At 71.2% G+C, this 17,820-nt stretch carries 15 protein-coding genes; 8 read left to right on the top strand and 7 right to left on the bottom strand.

The genetic code is table 11. The annotated features are described in order from the left end of the window. Nucleotides 1–161: 161 nt before the first annotated feature. Entirely contained in the window at nt 162–1,715 is a 1,554-nt protein-coding gene (locus OHA25_RS42965; RefSeq protein WP_327582656.1) for an LCP family protein, read from the bottom strand. Nucleotides 1,716–1,849: 134 nt separating this feature from the next. Beyond that, nucleotides 1,850–2,821, bottom strand: coding sequence for a neutral zinc metallopeptidase (locus OHA25_RS42960; RefSeq protein ID WP_327582655.1), 972 nt, complete (start codon nt 2,819–2,821; stop codon nt 1,850–1,852). 564 nt (nt 2,822–3,385) lie between these two features. Here OHA25_RS42960 and OHA25_RS42955 point away from each other — a divergent pair. Next, on the top strand, nt 3,386–4,255 hold the full coding sequence (locus OHA25_RS42955; protein WP_305917891.1) for a LysR family transcriptional regulator: 870 nt from the start codon (nt 3,386–3,388) through the stop codon (nt 4,253–4,255). 73 nt (nt 4,256–4,328) lie between these two features. On the opposite strand, the gene OHA25_RS42950 is transcribed toward OHA25_RS42955, so the two are convergent. Together OHA25_RS42950 and OHA25_RS42945 are read right to left on the bottom strand one after the other, a co-directional pair. Next, nucleotides 4,329–5,696: a sensor histidine kinase gene (locus tag OHA25_RS42950; RefSeq protein ID WP_327582654.1), complete on the bottom strand. Its 1,368-nt coding sequence runs from the start codon at nt 5,694–5,696 to the stop codon at nt 4,329–4,331. Nucleotides 5,697–5,700: 4 nt separating this feature from the next. Next, on the bottom strand, nt 5,701–6,375 hold the full coding sequence (locus tag OHA25_RS42945; protein ID WP_305917889.1) for a response regulator transcription factor: 675 nt from the start codon (nt 6,373–6,375) through the stop codon (nt 5,701–5,703). A gap of 127 nt (nt 6,376–6,502) precedes the next feature. Here OHA25_RS42945 and OHA25_RS42940 point away from each other — a divergent pair, with 127 nt between their 5' ends. Genes OHA25_RS42940 through OHA25_RS42930 form a run of 3 tightly spaced genes read left to right on the top strand, consistent with a single transcriptional unit; the run spans nt 6,503 to nt 9,574 of the window. Continuing rightward, on the top strand, nt 6,503–7,642 hold the full coding sequence (locus OHA25_RS42940; protein ID WP_327582653.1) for a LolA family protein: 1,140 nt from the start codon (nt 6,503–6,505) through the stop codon (nt 7,640–7,642). Then, on the top strand, nt 7,639–8,610 hold the full coding sequence (locus OHA25_RS42935) for an ABC transporter ATP-binding protein (RefSeq protein WP_305917887.1): 972 nt from the start codon (nt 7,639–7,641) through the stop codon (nt 8,608–8,610). The genes OHA25_RS42940 and OHA25_RS42935 overlap by 4 nt, the downstream gene beginning before the upstream one ends. Beyond that, nucleotides 8,597–9,574: an ABC transporter permease gene (locus OHA25_RS42930; RefSeq protein WP_327582652.1), complete on the top strand. Its 978-nt coding sequence runs from the start codon at nt 8,597–8,599 to the stop codon at nt 9,572–9,574. Before OHA25_RS42935 ends, OHA25_RS42930 begins: the two co-directional genes overlap by 14 nt. Nucleotides 9,575–9,589: 15 nt before the next feature. On the opposite strand, the gene OHA25_RS42925 is transcribed toward OHA25_RS42930, so the two are convergent. The 3 genes from OHA25_RS42925 to OHA25_RS42915 form a co-directional block, all read right to left on the bottom strand. Next, entirely contained in the window at nt 9,590–11,107 is a 1,518-nt protein-coding gene (locus OHA25_RS42925; protein ID WP_327582651.1) for a serine/threonine-protein kinase, read from the bottom strand. Nucleotides 11,108–11,321: 214 nt separating this feature from the next. Further along, nucleotides 11,322–12,662, bottom strand: a complete 1,341-nt coding sequence (locus tag OHA25_RS42920) for a 6-phospho-beta-glucosidase (protein ID WP_327582650.1) — start codon at nt 12,660–12,662, stop codon at nt 11,322–11,324. A 10-nt stretch (nt 12,663–12,672) separates the two neighbouring features. Beyond that, nucleotides 12,673–13,431 (bottom strand): DeoR/GlpR family DNA-binding transcription regulator, encoded by a 759-nt coding sequence (locus OHA25_RS42915; RefSeq protein WP_327582649.1) that lies wholly within the window; start codon nt 13,429–13,431, stop codon nt 12,673–12,675. Nucleotides 13,432–13,564: 133 nt separating this feature from the next. On the opposite strand from OHA25_RS42915, the gene OHA25_RS42910 reads away from it, so the two are divergent. Genes OHA25_RS42910 through OHA25_RS42895 form a run of 4 tightly spaced genes read left to right on the top strand, consistent with a single transcriptional unit; the run spans nt 13,565 to nt 17,820 of the window. Further along, the gene (locus tag OHA25_RS42910; protein ID WP_327582648.1) at nt 13,565–14,752 is read left to right on the top strand and encodes a PfkB family carbohydrate kinase; all 1,188 of its coding nucleotides are present in this window, start codon (nt 13,565–13,567) and stop codon (nt 14,750–14,752) included. Between the two features lie 4 nt (nt 14,753–14,756). After that, on the top strand, nt 14,757–16,130 hold the full coding sequence (locus OHA25_RS42905; protein ID WP_327582647.1) for an extracellular solute-binding protein: 1,374 nt from the start codon (nt 14,757–14,759) through the stop codon (nt 16,128–16,130). Next, entirely contained in the window at nt 16,127–17,023 is an 897-nt protein-coding gene (locus OHA25_RS42900; protein WP_327582646.1) for a carbohydrate ABC transporter permease, read from the top strand. The genes OHA25_RS42905 and OHA25_RS42900 overlap by 4 nt, the downstream gene beginning before the upstream one ends. Beyond that, complete coding sequence (locus OHA25_RS42895) at nt 17,020–17,820, top strand: carbohydrate ABC transporter permease (protein ID WP_327582645.1); 801 nt, start codon at nt 17,020–17,022, stop codon at nt 17,818–17,820. The genes OHA25_RS42900 and OHA25_RS42895 overlap by 4 nt, the downstream gene beginning before the upstream one ends.

Below are 17,820 nucleotides of genomic sequence, written 5' to 3'. Positions count from 1 at the left end.
GCTCGCTGGACAGCCACCAAGGCCACCTCCTTGTGCGTGGTGGCTGGGTCTGGTCACTCCAGCCCGCCCCGCGTCGCCAGTCCTGGTGTCTGGAATCGTCCCACGGCGGTGGGCCGGACGGGGTCAGGGGCTCACAACGGCTTCCCACGACCGTGTGACGGTCAGAGGCCGCAGAGCTCGTCGAGGGACTTGGCGCCGCTCTTCTGGCTGTTGCGGGTCGGGGTCTGCGTGGGCGAGGCCGCGCTGGTCTTCGTCGGCGTGGCCCCCGTGACGCCGGGCGAGGCGCTGACGCCGGCCGTCTGAGCCTGCTTGCGCGGCCGCATGGAGTCGTTGATCGCCTTCTTCGCGGCCTGGCGGATCTTCACCCAGTCCGCGCTGCCCGGCCAGAAGTCCGGCGGCACGAACTGCAGGCTGGTGATCTTGGCGTCCTTGACCTTGACGGCCACCTCCACCAGCGGCTGCACGAGCGGCCGCGGGATGTTCGTGGACGCCATGCGCTTCGCGGCGCCGGCGATCTTGTTGAAGTTCGTCAGGATGACGGTCGGCGTGGCCTGCTGGGCGAAGGCGCCGATGACGCAGCGCTGGCGGCCCATGCGGGAGAAGTCGTCGCTGTTCACGCGGGAGCGGCCGTACCAGAGGGCCTGCTCGCCGGACAGCTTCCGGGTACCGGCCTTGATCGTGCCCGCCGTGCCGTACAGGCCGCCCCACTTGACGTCCTGCTCGACGCGGATCTTCAGGCCGCCGATGGCGTCGACCAGCGCCGCGAAGCCGTACATGTTGATCAGGGCGTAGTAGTCGATCTTCAGGCCCAGCGTGTGGCCGATGGCGTCCATCAGCGCCCGCGAGCCCTTGTTCTTGCCGCCCATGATCTCCGGGTGGTCGTTGGCGTACTGCCAGACCTCGTTGAGCAGGCCGCCGTTCGGCAGTTCGGCCATGAAGCCGTTGGGGAACTGCTTGTGCAGCGGCGAGGAGGGCGGGAAGCGCACGTGCTGGAGGTTGCGCGGCAGGCTGAACAGGACCGTATTGCCGGTCTTGATGTCCACGCTGGCGACGTTCATGCTGTCGGTCCGCACGCCGGTGCGGTTGCCCGCCGCGTCGCCGCCGACGAGCAGGAAGTTCACCCGGGTCCGGCCGCCCCACGGGTCCTCGGGGTTCTGGGCGACGGGCGGCGTGTCGGAGTCGGGCGAGGAGGGGAAGATGTCGTTGATCGCGCTCTGGGCGGTCTGCACATAGCTGGCCGCCAGCGCGAACGGCGACATGACGGCCACGCACAGCACGCCCACCACGATGCCGGTCACCATCTGGCCCTGCTGGTTGAGCCGGTTCGGGCCGAGCACCACGTACGAGACGACCATGAGCGCGAACCAGGCGAGCGCGAGCACCGAGGCGACGACGATCACCGTGACCATCATGCCGTCGTCGGTGAAGGTGGTGAGGCTCGTCAGGAGGTCCTTCCGGGTCAGGGCGAAGCCCAGCACCCCGAGCAGCACCAGCGCGTACAGGCTGACGAGAACCAGCCCGGTACGACGATGCCCGGCGCGCAGATGTGCGGCGCCGGGCACGAGGGCGGACAGAGCGGTCCAGCCGACCACGGAGGCGGTCGTCAGCGGTTTGGCGAAGCGCGGGGCGCGGGCGCCGAGCGCCGGACGCGGACGGCGCGGGGGGCGCTCTTTCCTGCCTCCTGGCACGGCGTCGACCCCATCGCGCTTCCTCACACCGGCTCCTTCACACGCCTACCAGGCAAAACGGTTCGCTTGCCCCCCATTGAGCACAAGATTGCCAGGATTCTAGTCCCCATATCTGGACATCAGAGACATGTGCCCAACCTGAGATGAACACCACGTTGCCGTCAGGAGGTCGTTGAGGAGGGCGCCAGCCACGTATTGCACTGGTATGCCTTGCTCTTCTCCCACCCCTGCCGGAACCAGCGGTTGTTGTTCAGCGGCGAGCCGTGGTCGCGCGGATAACCCGGATGGTCGCCCACCTGGCCGTAGAACCAGAACAGCTGCCTGCGGTCGGCCATGCTCACCGGGTACGACGCCGCCACCGACCGCATCCACATGCCGCCGAAGCAGGTGGCCTGCAGCTCCAGCCGCCGGCTCAGCGCCAGCTTGCCGCTCTGGCTGGAGGAGTCCAGCGTGCTGTCCCACCACGAGTTCAGCAGGCCCGTGATGTTCTGGACGTGGTGGCCGTACTCGTGGGCCATCATGCTGACGATCCCGCCATGCCAGGAGATGATCTCGCCGTAGCCGCGGGAGTTGCCGTTGCCCCTGGCCATGGCCATGGTGGAGGCGTAGATCGTGCTGTTGCGCGGGCAGTAGTACGGCACGATGTTGCCCGTGTGCGGATAGTCGCCGCACGCGCCCCTGCCGCGCCTGGAGGCGATGGCGTAACCCGGCGGGCGGAACGCGATGCCCTGCTTCTGCAGGATCGGTCCCCACGCCCGGTCCATGCACTTGCCGGTCTTGAGAATCAGCGCCTTGAGCTGGCTGTGGTTGAAGATGCTGGCGTTGCCGGCCGGGCAGTTGAGCCGGGGCAGCGCGCCCGCCCGGTAGACGGTGTTGTTCTTCAGGCTCGTGTTGAGCGTGACCTTGGGCGGCGGGGTGGCCTGCGTGTCGGGGTCCTCGCTCTCGCGGGTGCGCGTGGGGAAGGGCTCGGAGTCGTCGTTATCGCGCGAGGGCGGCTCGTAGGACGGGATCGCGATGGGATTTGTCGTCTCCGACCGCGACGAGGTCTTGAGCATAGCCGCCCCGATGACGATCAGCACGAACAACGCCGCCATCGACCCGAACACGATGCCGAGCACTCCGACGACGCCCATGCCGGACTTCCTGCGCGGCGGCTGATGCCACTGTCGCGGCGGCATCGGCATCGGCATCGGCATCGGCGGCGGCGGCGGAGGCGGCGGTGGCGGGGGAGGAAAGGGCTGCCGGTACTGGGGCCCGTACGACGGCGGTGGTGGCGGCACCTGCTGCGTGTACGGACGCGTCAGCCCATCGTGCTGAGGCGCGCCCTGCGGGGGGTAGGACGGCCCCTGCGGCGGGTGTCCCTGGGGCGGTCCGTACGGGGTGCCGCCCTGAGGCTGCGGCTGACGGTAACCCGGCGGCGGCCATGGCAACGAGGGTGGCCGTTGTGGCTGGCCTGGCCCTTGTGGCGGGGGTGGATATTGCCCGTTCCCTGTCACCGTGTCTCCCCGTTCACCCGGTTGTCGGTAATGCCTGCTCTGCGCCGCGACTTGACGGACCCTTGGCAAATTTGGGGCAAAAGCATACTGATGTATCACCCGTCACGGATGTAGCAGTGCTCGGTTACAGTCCGAAATCATTCGAGGTGATCTCGGTTATCTCCCCATCCGCGGAGCGGGCGGTGTCCTAGCTTCTTTGGCATGAATCTCCAGCAGCTCCGCTATGTGGTCGCGACTGCGGAGCACCGCACCATGACCGACGCGGCCAGGTCGCTCTACATCGCGCAGCCTGCGCTGTCCCGCGCGATCCGCGATCTCGAACGCGAGCTCGGCATGACGCTCTTCGCTCGTTCCGGCCGTGGCGTCGTCGTCACCGCACAGGGCCGCCGGGTGGTCAAGCTGGCAAGGGAGGCACTCGACGCCGTTCACGAGATCGAGGGCCTGGCCAACCACGGCAGCGTCGCCGAGGCCGAGCTCCGCATCGCCTCGACACCCAGCCTCGAGCCCGGCCTCGCAGGGCGGTTGTTGCCCGCCTACACGGCCGAGCATCCGGGCGTCCGCATCCAGATCGTGCGGTGCGACGGCAGAGAGGGCGTCGTCACCGCGATCCGGGATCAACGAGCCGATCTCGGGCTCACCGATCTCCCCGTGCCCGCCGACCTCGTCACGCATCCGCTCGAACGCCAGGAGATCGTGCTGATCTCCCCACCAGGGCTCGAACTGCCCAATCCGGTGCCGATGGGCAAACTGCACGGCATGCGCCTGGCGCTACCGGCCCGCGGCAGCACCCGGCGCAGGGAACTCGACGCGATGTTCGGCAAGTACGCGGTCACCCCGGTGGTCGTGCTCGAAACCGACGAGCGCAACGGCTGGCTCAACGCGGTCCGCGCCGGCCAGGCGTCCCTGCTGTGGTATCGCGGCATGGCCGAGCAGGCCGGTCGCGCAGGTCTCGTGGTGCGCTCGCTCGAACCCGCCGTGCGTCGCGTCATCGCCGTGGTGCACGCCCGTCGCCGCCTGCCGCTCATCGCCCAGGACTTCCTGGCCACCGCCGAAAAGGGGACAGCCGCCTGACCACTTTTCGGAACGCTCCATGATCCCCCTACGATCCCCCATCCAACCCCCCGAACCGCACTGACGCGCTGGGTCAGCGGGACACGGGAAGCCGCACCACGGCGCGGAGCCCAGGCGCGGCGTCCTCCAGGGCCACCGTGCCGCCGTGTGCCCGCACGGTCTCGCGTACGATCGCCAGTCCCAGCCCGGCGCCGCCCTCGTCCCTGCTGCGCCCGGAGTCGAGCCTGGTGAAGCGGTTGAACACCCGCTCGCGATCCTGCTCGGGAATGCCGGGACCGTCGTCGGTCACGGTCAGCACGCCGTCGGCGGTCAGCGCCACCTCCACCTTGGAGGCGGTGTGGCGTACGGCGTTGTCCATGAGGTTCGTCAGCACGCGGCTCAGGTCGAGCGCGTCGCCGCGCACCACGACCGGGTCGCAGACGGTCAGCCGGGCCTCGGCGTACCTGTCGACGGTCTGGCGCACCACCTCGTCGAGGTCGACCGGCTCGCGCCTGGCCGGCACGCCACCGCGCTCGTCCAGCCTGGCCAGCGCCAGCAGGTCCTCGGCCAGCCTGGACAGCCGCATCGCGTCCTCGAGCACGCCTTCGGCGGTCTCCTGCCAGTCCTGGCCGTCCGGGTGGCCGAGGGCCACCTCCAGCTGCAGCCGGATGCTGGCGAGGGGGCTGCGCAGCTCGTGCGCGGCGTCGGAGACCAGCGCCCGCTGGCGCTGCTCGGCCTCCTCCAGGCGGGCCAGCATGCCGTTGAGCGTGGTGGCCAGCGAGTGCACCTCGTCGCGCGACTGCGGCACCGGCAGCCGGCGCGACCTGGCGGTGTGCGTGATGTCGGCCGCGCCCCTGCGCAGCGCGGCGATCGGGCGCAGAGTCCGGCCGATCATCAGCCAGCTGGCCACGGCCAGGAGCACGATCAGCCCGGGCGTGCCGACCAGCAGGACCCGTCCGGCCGTTCCGAGGCTGGTCTGGATCTCGGTGATGGGCCGGGCCGCCACCACCGTCTGGCCGCGGTCCGCGCTGAGCACGATCACCCGCAGGAACCCCGGGATCGCGTACGGCCGTCCGTCCAGCAACTTCGCCTGCACGTCGCGCAGCGCCCGCGCCCTGGCCGGGGCGTCCAGCAGCGGCACGAGCCTGTCGGTGCCGTACGTGACGTGCGTGATCCGGCCCTGGGCGTCGATGACCTGCACGAGCGTGCCGTCGTGGGTGGTGATCGGGCTGGTCAGCGTGCCGGCGTCGGCCGCCACGCGCACCGCGTCCGCCTGCCGCCTGGTGCTCTCGTCCACGGTGTCCATCAGGGCCCGGTCCAGCACGGTGAGCAGCACCGCGGCCGACAGCGCGAGCGCCAGCGCGAGCACCGCGGAGGCCGCCACGGTCAGCCTGAACCGCAGGCCCTGGCGCCGCCACCACCCCAGCGGGGAGGACGCAGGGAGCGAAGCTCCCGAGCTCATGAGATCAGCCACCGTCGCCCGCCAGGCGGTAGCCGGCGCCGCGCACGGTCTGCAGCGCGTTCCTGCCGAACGGGGCGTCGATCTTGCGGCGCAGGTAGCCGACGTAGACCTCGACCACGTTCGGGTCGGTGTCGAAGGTGTCCCACACGTGCTCCAGGATCTCCGACTTCGACACCACCTCGTCGCGCCTGCGCATCAGGAATTCCAGCAGCGCGAACTCCCGCGGCGTGAGCTCGACCGAGGTCCCGCCGCGCTCCACCCTGCGCCGTGCCGGGTCCAGGGTCAGGTCGCCGGCCATGAGCACCGCCGGCCGCCGTCCCGAGTCGCGCCGCAGCAGCGCCCGCAGCCTGGCCACCAGCACCACGTACGAGAACGGCTTGGTCAGGTAGTCGTCGGCCCCCAGGTCGAGCCCGTCGGCCATGTCGTACTCGCCGTCCTTGGCGGACAACATGAGGATCGGCACCCAGTTCTCTTCGGCGCGCAGCCGCTTGCACACGTTGTAGCCCGACAGCCGGGGCAGCATGATGTCGAGCACCACGACGTCGTAGTCGCCCTGTCTGGCCGCGTGCAGCCCCTCCTCGCCGTCGTGGGCGAGGTCCACCGCGAACCCCTCAGCTTGGAGCCCCCGCTGGAGCGCGGCGGCCATGCGCCGCTCGTCCTCGACGACAAGTACTCTCATATGGCGATTCTCCTGTTCCTGCGCTGAGACGACGCTGAGAAGACTGAGAGCCGTCTCAGACAGTCTCAGGTCTGCCACAGGATGCATCACGCAGGCTCTGAGCATCGACATACCGTTAAGGAGTGAGATGCGCAGAGGCACGTTCGTGAGGTGGGGAGTCCCGATCGCGGCTGCGGCCGTGATCGGAGCCGCGATCGGCGCCGGCCCCGTCATCGCCGCGGTGAGCGGCGATCCAGTGCTGCCCGAGAGGTCGGCCGAGCAACTGCTCGCCGACGCCGCGGCGGCAACCAGCAAGCAGCAGGGCATCGCGCCGATGTCCGGCACCGTGCAGCAGACGGCGTCGCTGGGCCTGCCCGCGCTGCCGCAGACCGGCGGCGAGACCTCGCCGCTCAGTCTGCTGTCGGGCTCGCACGAGGTGAAGGTCTGGTACGGCGGCGACCAGAAGTTCCGGGTGGCCATGCCGACCCAGCTGAACGAGACCAACCTGATCGTGAACGGCGACCAGGGCTGGTACTGGGACAGCGCCACCAACACCGCGACCAAGTTGACGGTCAAGGCAGGCGGCGAGCAGCAGCACAAAACGCCGGTGCCGCAGCCGACCGACCTGACGCCGGCCCAGGTGGCGCAGCGGATGCTGGAAGGCGTCGACGAGCACTCGTCCGTCCGGGTGATCAACACGGCCGAGGTGGCGGGCCGGCCGGCCTACCAGCTCGTGCTGGCGCCCAAGGACGAGGGCTCGCTGGTGCAGGAGGTACGCATCGCGCTCGACGGCGAGACGTACGTGCCGCTCCAGGTCCAGCTGTTCGCCAAGGGGTCGGCGGAGCCGGCATACCAGGTGGGCTTCACGCAGGTGACGTTCACCACACCGGCCGAGGAGAACTTCGCCTTCACCCCGCCCGCGGGGGCGAAGGTGGAGGAGGCGACGCTGGGCGGGGAAGGCTTCGGCAAGCAGGCCGAGGAGCGCGCCGAGCACGCCGCCGACGTGGCCGGCGAGGCCAAGTGGGTCGGCGACGGCTGGTCGAGGGTCGCGGTCGTGCCCTTCAAGCTGTCGGACCTGCAGGCCCAGACGGCGCAGGGAGGCGAGGACGGCAACGCGGCCGCGCTGCTGGACACGGTGCTCAAGTCCGCCACCCCGGTGAGCGGCACGTGGGGCTCGGGCAAGCTGATCAAGACCAAGCTCGTCACCGCCCTGCTGACCGACGACGGCCGCCTTCTGGCCGGCGCGGTCACCCCCGAGGAGATCATCAAGGCGGCGGGCGTCAAGTGACCGCCATCACGCTGGAAGCGGGGTCGCCCTTCGGGGCGGCCCCGCCCTCGGGGGACGCGATTGTGACGCACGGCCTGACCAAGCGTTTCCGGGGCGGCCAGGTCGCCGTGGACGCGCTGGACCTGGCCGTGCCGCGCGGGTCGGTGTTCGGCTTCCTCGGGCCCAACGGCTCGGGCAAGACCACCACGATCCGCATGCTGCTCGGCCTGGTCGCGCCCACGGAGGGGACCTACTCCGTGCTCGGCCTGCCGGTCGCCCACGCCCTGCCCTTGGTGGGGGCGCTGGTCGAGGGGCCGGCCTTCTACCCCTACCTGTCGGGCGCGGCCAACCTCATGCGGTTCGACGCCGCCGACCCGACCGCGGAGCGCGCCACCGCCAAGCGGCGCGTGGCCGACGCGCTCGAGCGGGTGGGCCTGTCGGCCGCCGCGGGCAAGCGCTACCGCAACTACTCGCTCGGCATGCGCCAGCGGCTGGCCATCGCGGCCGCGCTGCTGGGGCCGCGGGAGCTGCTCATCCTGGACGAGCCGACCAACGGGCTCGACCCGCAGGGCACGCGTGAGGTGCGGACGCTGGTCAAGGAGATCGCCGCCGACGGCACCACCGTCTTCGTCTCCTCCCACCTGCTGGCCGAGATCGAGCAGATGTGCACGCACGCGGCGATCATGCGTACCGGCAGGCTCGTCGCGCAGGGCACGATCGCCTCGCTGAGCAGCGGCCTGGTCGCCCGCGTGCGGGTGGAGACGCCGGACGTGGCCGCCGCCGCGCGCACGCTCGGCACGCTGGGCCTGGCCGATGTGCGGGCCGGCGACGCGGAGGTGACCGCCGAGCTGGGCGGGCACGCCCCGGAGAAGATCAACGCCGCACTGGTGGGGGACGGCGTGGCCGTACGGGGGCTGGCGGTCGTGCGGCCGAGCCTCGAGGACGTGTTCGTCGGGCTGACAGGAGAGGGATTCGATGTCGACGGCTGACACCCGGACGCAGACCCCCGAGACTCGCGAGACCCGCCGCACACCGGGCCTGGTGCCCGTATCGGAGACCATGCGCACCACCGAACGCCGGCCACCGGAGCCCGCCGAGCAGATCGGCTCTCCAGCGCCTCCGGCCAGAAGGACGTGGGCGTTCTGGCGGCTGCTCGGCTCGGAGCTGGGCCTGACCTTCCGCCGGCCGCGCAACCTGGCGCTGCTGGCCGTGCTCGGCGTCGTGCCGATCATCCTCGGCGTCGGGCTCTGGATCGCCGCCGGCTCCGGCGGCGACGACGAGATGAGCGGCATCATCCAGGACGTCGCGGGCAACAGCCTCATGCTGACGTTCCTGTCGTTCTCCTTCCTCGTGCTGCTGCTCATGCCGGTGGCCGTCAGCGTGGTCGCGGGCGACTCGATCGCGGGGGAGGCGGGAACGGGGACGCTGCGCTATCTGCTGGCCGCACCGGCCGGGCGCACGCGGCTGCTGGCGGTGAAATACCTCAACGCGGTCGTCTTCGCCTACGCGGCCACCGCGGTGGTGGCTCTGTCGGCGCTGCTGACGGGGCTGATCCTGTTCCCCGGCGGGTCCGTGACGCTGCTGTCGGGCACCACCATCTCCGTGGCGGACGGGCTGCTGCGCATCCTCATCACCGTCGGGTACGTCGGCGCCGGCATGGCCGCGCTGGCCGCCGTCGCGGTGGCGCTGTCGACGTTCACCGAGGTGTCCATCGGGGCCATCGCCGGGACCATGGTGTTCATCATCGTCTGCCAGGTGCTCCGGGCCATCCCGGATCTCGCCCCGATCGTCCCCTACCTGCTGCCGAGCCGGTTCACCGAGTTCGACGCGGTCCTGCGCAGCCCCATCGACACCGCCGTCCTGCGCGACGGGCTGCTGGCCTTCGGGGCGTACATCGTGCTCTTCGGCTCGATCGCCTGGGCCCGCTTCTCCGGCAAGGACATCACGTCCTGACCGGCCATCGGCCGCTCAGGACGTGCCGGTGGCCGTCGGCGTCGCAGTGGCGGAGACCGTCGCGGAGGGGTCCGGGGACTCGCCCGGCCCTTCCTGCGGGATCGTGCTGATCGAGCTGGACGGTTGCGGGCAGTCCCGCCGCGCCGCGGCGTTGCCCCGCCTGCGTCCCACCGGGCTCGCACACGGACCAGGGTCGGCGCCGCCCGGGTCGCCTGGGCCGCTGGTGTTCTCCGGTCGGGTGGTGTCCTTCCTCCCGGGCGGGGGGCTGAGCACGGCGACCGGGTTGCGCGTGCGGGTGGGCGTGACGAAGACAGTGGGCACCATGGGCGTCGAGTTGACCGGGGCCACGGTCGCCCGCGTGGGCGGCAGGCCGCCGGTCGGACCGGTGGACCGGCGGACGGTGGAGTCGGCGCTGCCGCGGGGCTGGACGATGGCCGGGTCGGCGGGCACCAAAGAGCCGCCTCCCATGCTCGTGCCGTCGCCACCCGAGGCCGCGATCACCGTGACCGCCGCGATGGACACGGTGGCCAGAGCCGCGAAGGTGGCGTGGGACAGATGCGCGCCGGCCTTGGCGCGGCTCTTCCTGCGCGGCTTCGTGCCCGGCTCCGGCTCGTCGGGCGGCGAGGCGAGACGCACCAGGCCTCCGCCGGGCGGATACGGCACGGGGGTCCAGATCTCCGCGAGCACGCCCGACACGGCCTGCCGCAGATCCCAGGGATCGCCGACACCGCCGGCGGCCAGCAGCGCCCGCAGCAGGTCGGCGGCCTTCGGGCGGTCGGCGGGATCCTTGGCCAGAGCCGCCTCGACGGCGGGACGCAGCAGGGCCGGCACACCCTCCAGCCGCGGCGGGTCGAACAGGATCCGCCGGGTCAGCACATCCGGCTCACCCCCGCCGAACGGATGGTGCCCGGACGCGGCGAAGGCCACCAGGCACCCCCACGCGAACACGTCGGAGGCGGGCAGCGCGGGACCGCCCGTCAGCCGCTCCGGGGCCACCCAGCCGGGACTGCCCATGACCTGCCCCGCCTGCGTGTGCGCGGCCAGCGTGTCGACGTCGCGGGCGATGCCGAAGTCGATGACGCGCGGCCCCTGCGTGGACAGCAGCACGTTGCCGGGCTTGAGGTCCCGGTGCACCAGCCCCGCCTCGTGCACCGCCACCAGCGCGGCGGCGACGCCGAGCGCCACGCCGTAGGACAGGTCGGGCGTGAGCGGCCCCCTGGCCATCACGACCTGCGAGAGCGCGGGGCCCGGGATGTACTCGGTGACCAGGTACGGGCGGTCCTTGTCGGTGCCGTCCTCCACGACCGCCGCCGTGCAGAAAGGCAGCAATCTGCGCGAGAATGCCACTTCCTCAGCGAAGCGCGCCCGTAGCGTGGCATCGTTGAGATGCACCGTATGCGGTGTCTTGAGGGCGACCAGGCCACCCTGAGGGTGTTCAGCCAGGTACACCACTCCCATCCCGCCCGTGCCGAGGCGGCCCAGGAGCAGGTATCGGCCGATGATGACCGGGTCGCCCACCGTAAGCGGTCGCACGCCAGGTGGCATGCCGCTCTCCCCACGCGCCATCCGGGCCTCGCCTCTTCTTGATCTGGACACGGCACAGCACACTGTGGCCGGATCCGCGGGGGCTTTCCGCATGTCTTACATAAGGGGTATTGGAGGTAAGGCGGTCATACCTCCGAAGTAAGGAAGGGGAGTGATTTAACGGTCTGAAGTGGCGTTTTGCCGTTCGTGGGACCGTGGCCCTTCAGCTCGGGAACACGGTGGCCAACTCCGGGATGCGGGCGCGGTAGCCGTCGAGCAGCTTGCGCGCCGTCGTCACCGAGTCGACCAGCGGATGCAGCGCGAACGCCGCCACCGCCAGATCGGAAGAGCCGGTCAGCGCGGCCTCGATGGCCGTCTGCTCCACCGCCTTCACCTGCTGGAGGAGACCCAGGAACCGCCCGGGGAGCGGGCGGGTGGCGAAGGGACGCACGCCGGCGCCGCCGACCGCGCACGGGATCTCCACGACCGCGTCCTCGGGCAGGCCCGGCACCGCCGAGCCGTTGCGCACGTTGAGGATCATCGTGGCGGGCTCGCCGCGGGCGATGGCGGCCATGAGCGCCAGCGCGATGCCCTCGTACCCGCCCGCTTCGAGGTCGGCGGCGTCCCGCTCGCCGGCGTCGGTGGCGTCGCGGGCCTCGGCCATGTACGTGGCGTCGCGCTGCCTGCGTGCGCTCAGCCACTCGGCGAGCGCCTCGTCCGGCCGCGCCCGCACCGCCGCGTAGAACGCGTCCTGCTGGCCCAGCAGGGACTCGCCCCGGGTCGGTCCGGAGATCGCGGCGACGGCCTCGCGGGTGAAGTAGTAGTAATACAGGTATTCGTTGGGCAGCGCCCCGAGCGTGCGCACCCACTCGGGTCCGAAGATGCGGGCCTCCTCGACCTTCACCAGCGCCGCGTCGTCGGCGAGCAGGCCGGGCAGCACGTCACGGCCCTGGTGGACGAGCCCACGCAGCCAGCCGAGGTGGTTGAGCCCCACGTAGTCGGGCGACACCCGGGCCGGGTCGAGCCCGAGCGCGGCGGCGGCCCGCCGGATCAACCCGATCGGCGAGTCGCAGATGCCGATCACCCGGTCGCCGAGCACCCGCCGCATGGCCTCGGTGATCATCCCTGCCGGGTTGGTGAAGTTGATGACCCAGGCGCGGGGCGCGAGCGCGGCCACCCGCTCGGCCACGTGGAGCGCGACCGGAATGGTCCGCAGGCCGTAGGCGATGCCGCCGGGACCGGTCGTCTCCTGGCCGAGCAGGCCCAGCTCCAGCGCGACCCGCTCGTCCGCGGTGCGCCCGGCCAGGCCGCCCACGCGGATGGCCGAGAAGACGAAGTCCGCCTCGCGCAGCGCGGTGTCCAGGTCGGTGGTGGTCCGCACGACCGGCGGGTCGTCGTGCCCGGCGGCGAGCTGGCGCAGCACGTGCCCGATGGTCTCCAGCCGCTGCGCCGACACGTCGTACAGCACCACCTCCTGCACGCGCGGCTTGGCCCGATCGCGCAGAAGCGCGCCGTACACGAGCGGCACCCGGAAGCCCCCGCCCCCGAGGACGGCCAGTCTCATCCGCATCCCTTCACGTGAGCAGGACCTCGGCGCCCGCGGCGGCGCAGTTGCGCAGCGTCGCCGGGTCGGCGCCCTCGTTCGTCACGATGACGTCGATGTCCTCGGGGCCGCACACGCGCAGCGCGCCGGTGCCGGGGAACTTGTGCCGGTCCACGAGCAGCACCACCTGCCGCGCCGCCGCGATCATGGCGCGCTTCAGCGGCACCTCGGCGAGCGTGGTGTCCACGAGCTGCCCATCCGGCCGCACGCCGCTGGCGCCCAGGAACACGCGGTCGGCGACCACCTGGCTCAGCGCCGCCTCGGTCAGCACCCCGACCAGCGAGTGGTAGGGCCGGCGCAGCATGCCGCCCAGCATCAGCAGCTCGACCGCCGGGTCGGAGCGGAGCACGTCGAGCACGGCGAGGCTGGAGGTGACCACGGTGACGCGACGCCGGCGCAGCCGCTCGGCCAGCCGCATCGTGGTCGTCCCGATGTCGAGCAGGATCACGTCCCCGTCGGCCACCAGCTGCGCGGCCCGCGCGGCCACCGCCTCCTTGTCCTGCTCGTCGACCGCCTCGACGGCGGCGAAGGGCCGGTCGGCGTCGGCGTCCACGCTGGCCAGGGCGCCGCCGCGGACGCGCCGCAGCGTCCCGTCGCGGTCGAGCACCTCGAGGTCCCTGCGGATGGTCGACGGGCTCACGCCGAGCTGGCTGGCGAGATCGCGAACGCTCGTGGCGCCTGAGAGCCGGACGCGGCGCATGATCTCGGCATGCCTGAGGCGCTGAAGCACGGCGCGAGTGTATCAACCAATTTCGCGCAGAAGTAGGCATCTTGCTCCAAACACTTGCGTGGAAATACTTGAAGTGTCCGAGTAAACGTGCAAGATTGCGCACATCTCGGTGTGTCGAGGAGGATCCATTTCCGTGTCTGTCCAGGCGTACGACCCTCTGGCCGGCGAGCGGACCCTCGAGGGCCCGCAGTTCGACGTGTTCCTGGCCGGGACGGTGTTCCTGGACATCATCTTCACGGGCCTGCCCGCGATGCCCGCGGCCGGCACCGAGATCTGGGCCGAGGGCATGGGCTCGTGTCCGGGCGGTATCGCCAACCTCGCCATCGCGACCAGCCGGCTGGGCCTGCGCACGTCGCTGGCGGCCGCGTTCGGCGACGACGACTACGGCGACTTCTGCTGGCGCACGCTGGAGGAGCAGGAGTCGGTCGACCTGTCCAGGTCGCAGCGTTTCGCGCACTGGCACTCGCCGGTGACGGTGTCCATGGCGGTGGACCGCGACCGCAGCATGGTGACGCACGGCCATCCCGCGCCCATGCCGGCGTCCGAGATGATCGGCAAACCGCCCCGCTCCAAGGCCGTGATCGTGACGCTCTCCCCCGAAGAGCCGCTCGGCGCGCCGGGCAGCTCGTGCAACTGGGCCGAGCTGGCGCACCGCGACGGGGCGCTGATCTTCGCGGACGTGGGCTGGGACCCGTCCGGCGCCTGGTCGTCCGAGGTGCTGGAGCAGCTGTCGATCTGCCATGCGTTCCTGCCGAACGCGACCGAGGCGATGGCCTACACCCGCACCGACACGCCCCGCGACGCGCTGTACGCGATCGCCGACCGGGTGCCGCTGGCCGTGGTGACCGACGGGGCCAACGGCGCCATGGCCATCGACTCGATCACGGGCGAGGAGGCGTTCGTGCCCGCGCCGCGGGTGACGGCGCTCGACCCGACCGGCGCGGGCGACGTCTTCGGCGCCGGCTTCGTGCTCGGCACCCTGTGCCGCTGGCCGCTCGCCGACCGGCTGGCGTTCGCGGAGGTGTGCGCCGCGCTGGCGGTCCAGCAGTTCGGCGGGTCGCTGGCCGCGCCGGGCTGGGGGGACATCGCGGACTGGTGGCACGAGGTGCGCGAGGCGGCCGGGCACAGCGGCGCCTACGGCAGCTCGCTGGCGCGCCGCTACGCCTTCCTCGACCGGCTGGTGCCCACTGTCCCGGTCGGCGCGGTGCGCCGCGCCGTCGCCACCATCGCCCGTTACGCCGACGTCGGCATGGCCTCCCGGAGGCCCCCTGCCGAGGGCGAGGACCCGGACGCGCCTCGCGCGCCTGCGCAGAAGGAGTAACACCATGACCCCCCCGATGCGACTCGCCGCGCTCGCCGCGGGCATGCTGGTCCTGACCGCGTGCGCGCCCGGCTCCTCGGCCCCGCCGTCGCCGGCCTCGCCCGCGGGGTCGTCTTCAGGGTCGCCGAGTGCGGTGCGCACCGATGCCGCCGCGCTCGGCAACGTCACGCTGACCGTCTGGGATCAGGAGGTACGCGGCGGGCAGGCGGCCCAGATGAAGCAGCTCAACGACGCCTTCCAGGCCAAATACCCCAACATCAAGCTGAACCGGGTCTCCCGCTCCTTCGACGACCTCAACACCACCCTGCGCCTGGCGCTGAGCGGCAACGAGCCGCCGGACGTGGTGGAGGCCAACAACGGCCGCTCCGCGATGGGCGCGTTCGTCAAGGCCGGTCAGCTACGCCCGCTGGACGCCTACGCCGACGTGTACGGGTGGAAGCAGCGCTACCCCGAGTCGGTGCTGCGGTACTCGCGCTACAGCGCCGACGGCAAGCTGTTCGGCGAGGGCAACCTGTACGGCCTGCCGCAGGTCGGCGAGGTCGTCGGCATCTTCTACAACCGGGCCAAGCTCACCAAGCTCGGCCTGGAGCCGCCGAAGACGTGGGCCGACTTCGAGACGGCGCTGGCCACGGCCAAGGCCGGCGGCGAGGTGCCGCTGCAGCTCGGCAACCTCGACAAGTGGCCGGCCGTCCACGTGTTCGGCACCGTGCAGGGCCGCCACGTCCCGCCCGGTCAGATCGGCACGCTCGCCTTCGGCCGCAAGGGCGCCTCCTGGAACACGACCGAGAACACCACCGCCGCCGAGCAGCTCGTCGGCTGGGTCGACAAGGGCTACTTCGCCAAGGGCTTCAACGGCCAGGGGTACGACCCGGCGTGGCAGGCGTTCGGCAAGGGCCAGGGCGCCTTCATGATCGCGGGCACCTGGCTCCTCGCCGATCTGCAGAAGGCCCTGGGTGACGACCTGGGGTTCATGCTGCCGCCAGGCGTCACGGCCGACGCGCCGCCGGTCGCGACGGGCGGCACGGGGCTGCCGTTCGCGATCACCGCCAAGAGCCCCAACCCGGACGCGGCGGCGGCGTACATCAACTTCATCACCAGCGCCGACGCCATGAAGGTGCTCACCGAGACAGGGAACCTGCCGGTCGCCGAGACCGACCAGCAGAGCGTGGCCAAGGGGCCGCAGCAGGACGTCTTCACCGCGTTCGGGACCGTGACCGCGAAGAACGGGCTGGTGCCGTACCTGGACTATGCCACCCCGACATTCGCCGACACGCTGGGGGCGGCGCTGCAGGACCTGCTGGCCAAGAAGGCGACGCCGCAGGAGTTCCTGGCCACGCTGGAGAAGGACTACAAGACCTTCGCCGAGAGCAACGGATGACCCAGCCGACGATGGGGACCCGGCCTCCCGGGGAGCCCCGCCGCGTCGCCTACCTGTACGTGCTGCCGGCCTTCGCCGTGTACGCGGCGTTCCTGCTCTATCCGATCGGCCGCGCGGTGCAGTTCTCGTTGTACGACTGGGACGGCCTGTCCCTGGGCAGATGGGTCGGCCTGGAGAACTATGCCGCGATCGTCGCCGACGAAGGGTTGCGGGCCGCCTTCGGCCACGCGCTGGTCCTCATCGTCTTCTACGCGGCAGGGCCGCTGGTGATCGGGCTGGGGCTGGCCGCGATCCTCAACCACGCCAAGGTGCGCGGGCTGGGGTTCTTCCGCACCGTGGTGTTCCTGCCGCAGGTCGTCGCCATGGTCGTCGTGGCCGTGGCGTGGCGGCGAGTGTACGCGCCCGACGGCACGCTCAACACGCTGCTCGGCGCGCTGGGGCTGGACGCGCTGACCCGGGGCTGGCTGGGCGACTACACCTTCGCCCTGCCGGCGGTCGGCGTGGTGGGCACGTGGTTCGAGACGGGCCTGGTGACCGTGCTGCTGCTGGCCGGGATGAGCCGCATTCCCGCCGAGTTGTACGAGGCGGCGCGGCTGGACGGGGCGGGCGCGGTGCGGGAGTTCTTCGCGGTCACGCTGCCGTCGGTGCGCGGGGAGATCGCGGTCGCCCTGACGCTGACGGTCATCGCCGCCTTGCGCACGTTCGACCTGGTGTACATCACGACGCGGGGCGGGCCAGGCGACTCGACGTCGGTGCCCTCGTACGAGGTCTACCACCGGGCCTTCGGGCTCAGCCAGGTCGGCTCGGCGGCGGCGATCGGCGTCACGCTGACCGTCGTCATCTTCGTGATCTCGTTCGGGATCAACCGGTTCGCGGACAGGAGGGTCACGTGATCTCGCGCGGGGAGCGGGCGGCCAACTACGTCATCCTGTCGGTGTTCGCCGCGTTCGCGCTCTTCCCCATCGTGACCATCCTGTCGGCCGCGCTCGGGCCCGCCGACAGCGGCGGCACGGCCGGGCTCGGGAACTTCACGGCGGCGTGGGAGATCGGCCGGTTCGGCACGTACCTGCGCAGCAGCCTGATGGTGTCGTCGTTCGTCGTGGTCGTCAGCGTGCTGCTGTCGATCATGAGCGGATACGCGTTCGGCACCATGCGCTTCCGCGGCCAGTCGGTGCTGTTCTACCTGTTCATGCTCGGGATCATGATGCCGAGCGAGGCCGTCGCGGTGCCGCTCTACTTCGACCTGCGCACCCTCGGACTGATCGACACATTCTGGTCGGTGGCGCTGCCTCAGGTGGCGTTGTCGGTGGCGTTCGGCACGTTCTGGATGCGGGCGTACTTCCGCGCATCCAACCGGGCGATCGTCGAGGCCGCCCGCATCGACGGGGCCTCGACGTGGCGCATCCTGTGGCAGGTGCTGGTGCCGCCGGCCCGGCCCGCCCTCGTCACCCTGACCGTGCTGGTCTTCATGTGGACGTGGAACGAGTTCCTCATCCCGCTGATCATGGTGACCAGCGAGTCGCTGCGGACCGCGCCCCTCGGGCTGGCGTTCTTCCAGGGCCAGTACACCTCCGGCTTCACCCTCCTCGCCGCCGGGTCGGTCATCGTGGCGACCCCGGTCGTGATCTTCTACTTGTTCCTCCAGCGACACTTCGTCCGCGGCCTGCTCCAGGGGGCGGTCCGCGAATAA

It is taken from the genome of Nonomuraea sp. NBC_00507 (assembly GCF_036013525.1).
Lineage (GTDB): Bacteria > Actinomycetota > Actinomycetes > Streptosporangiales > Streptosporangiaceae > Nonomuraea.
This window is presented reverse-complemented; position numbering and strand designations above follow the sequence as displayed.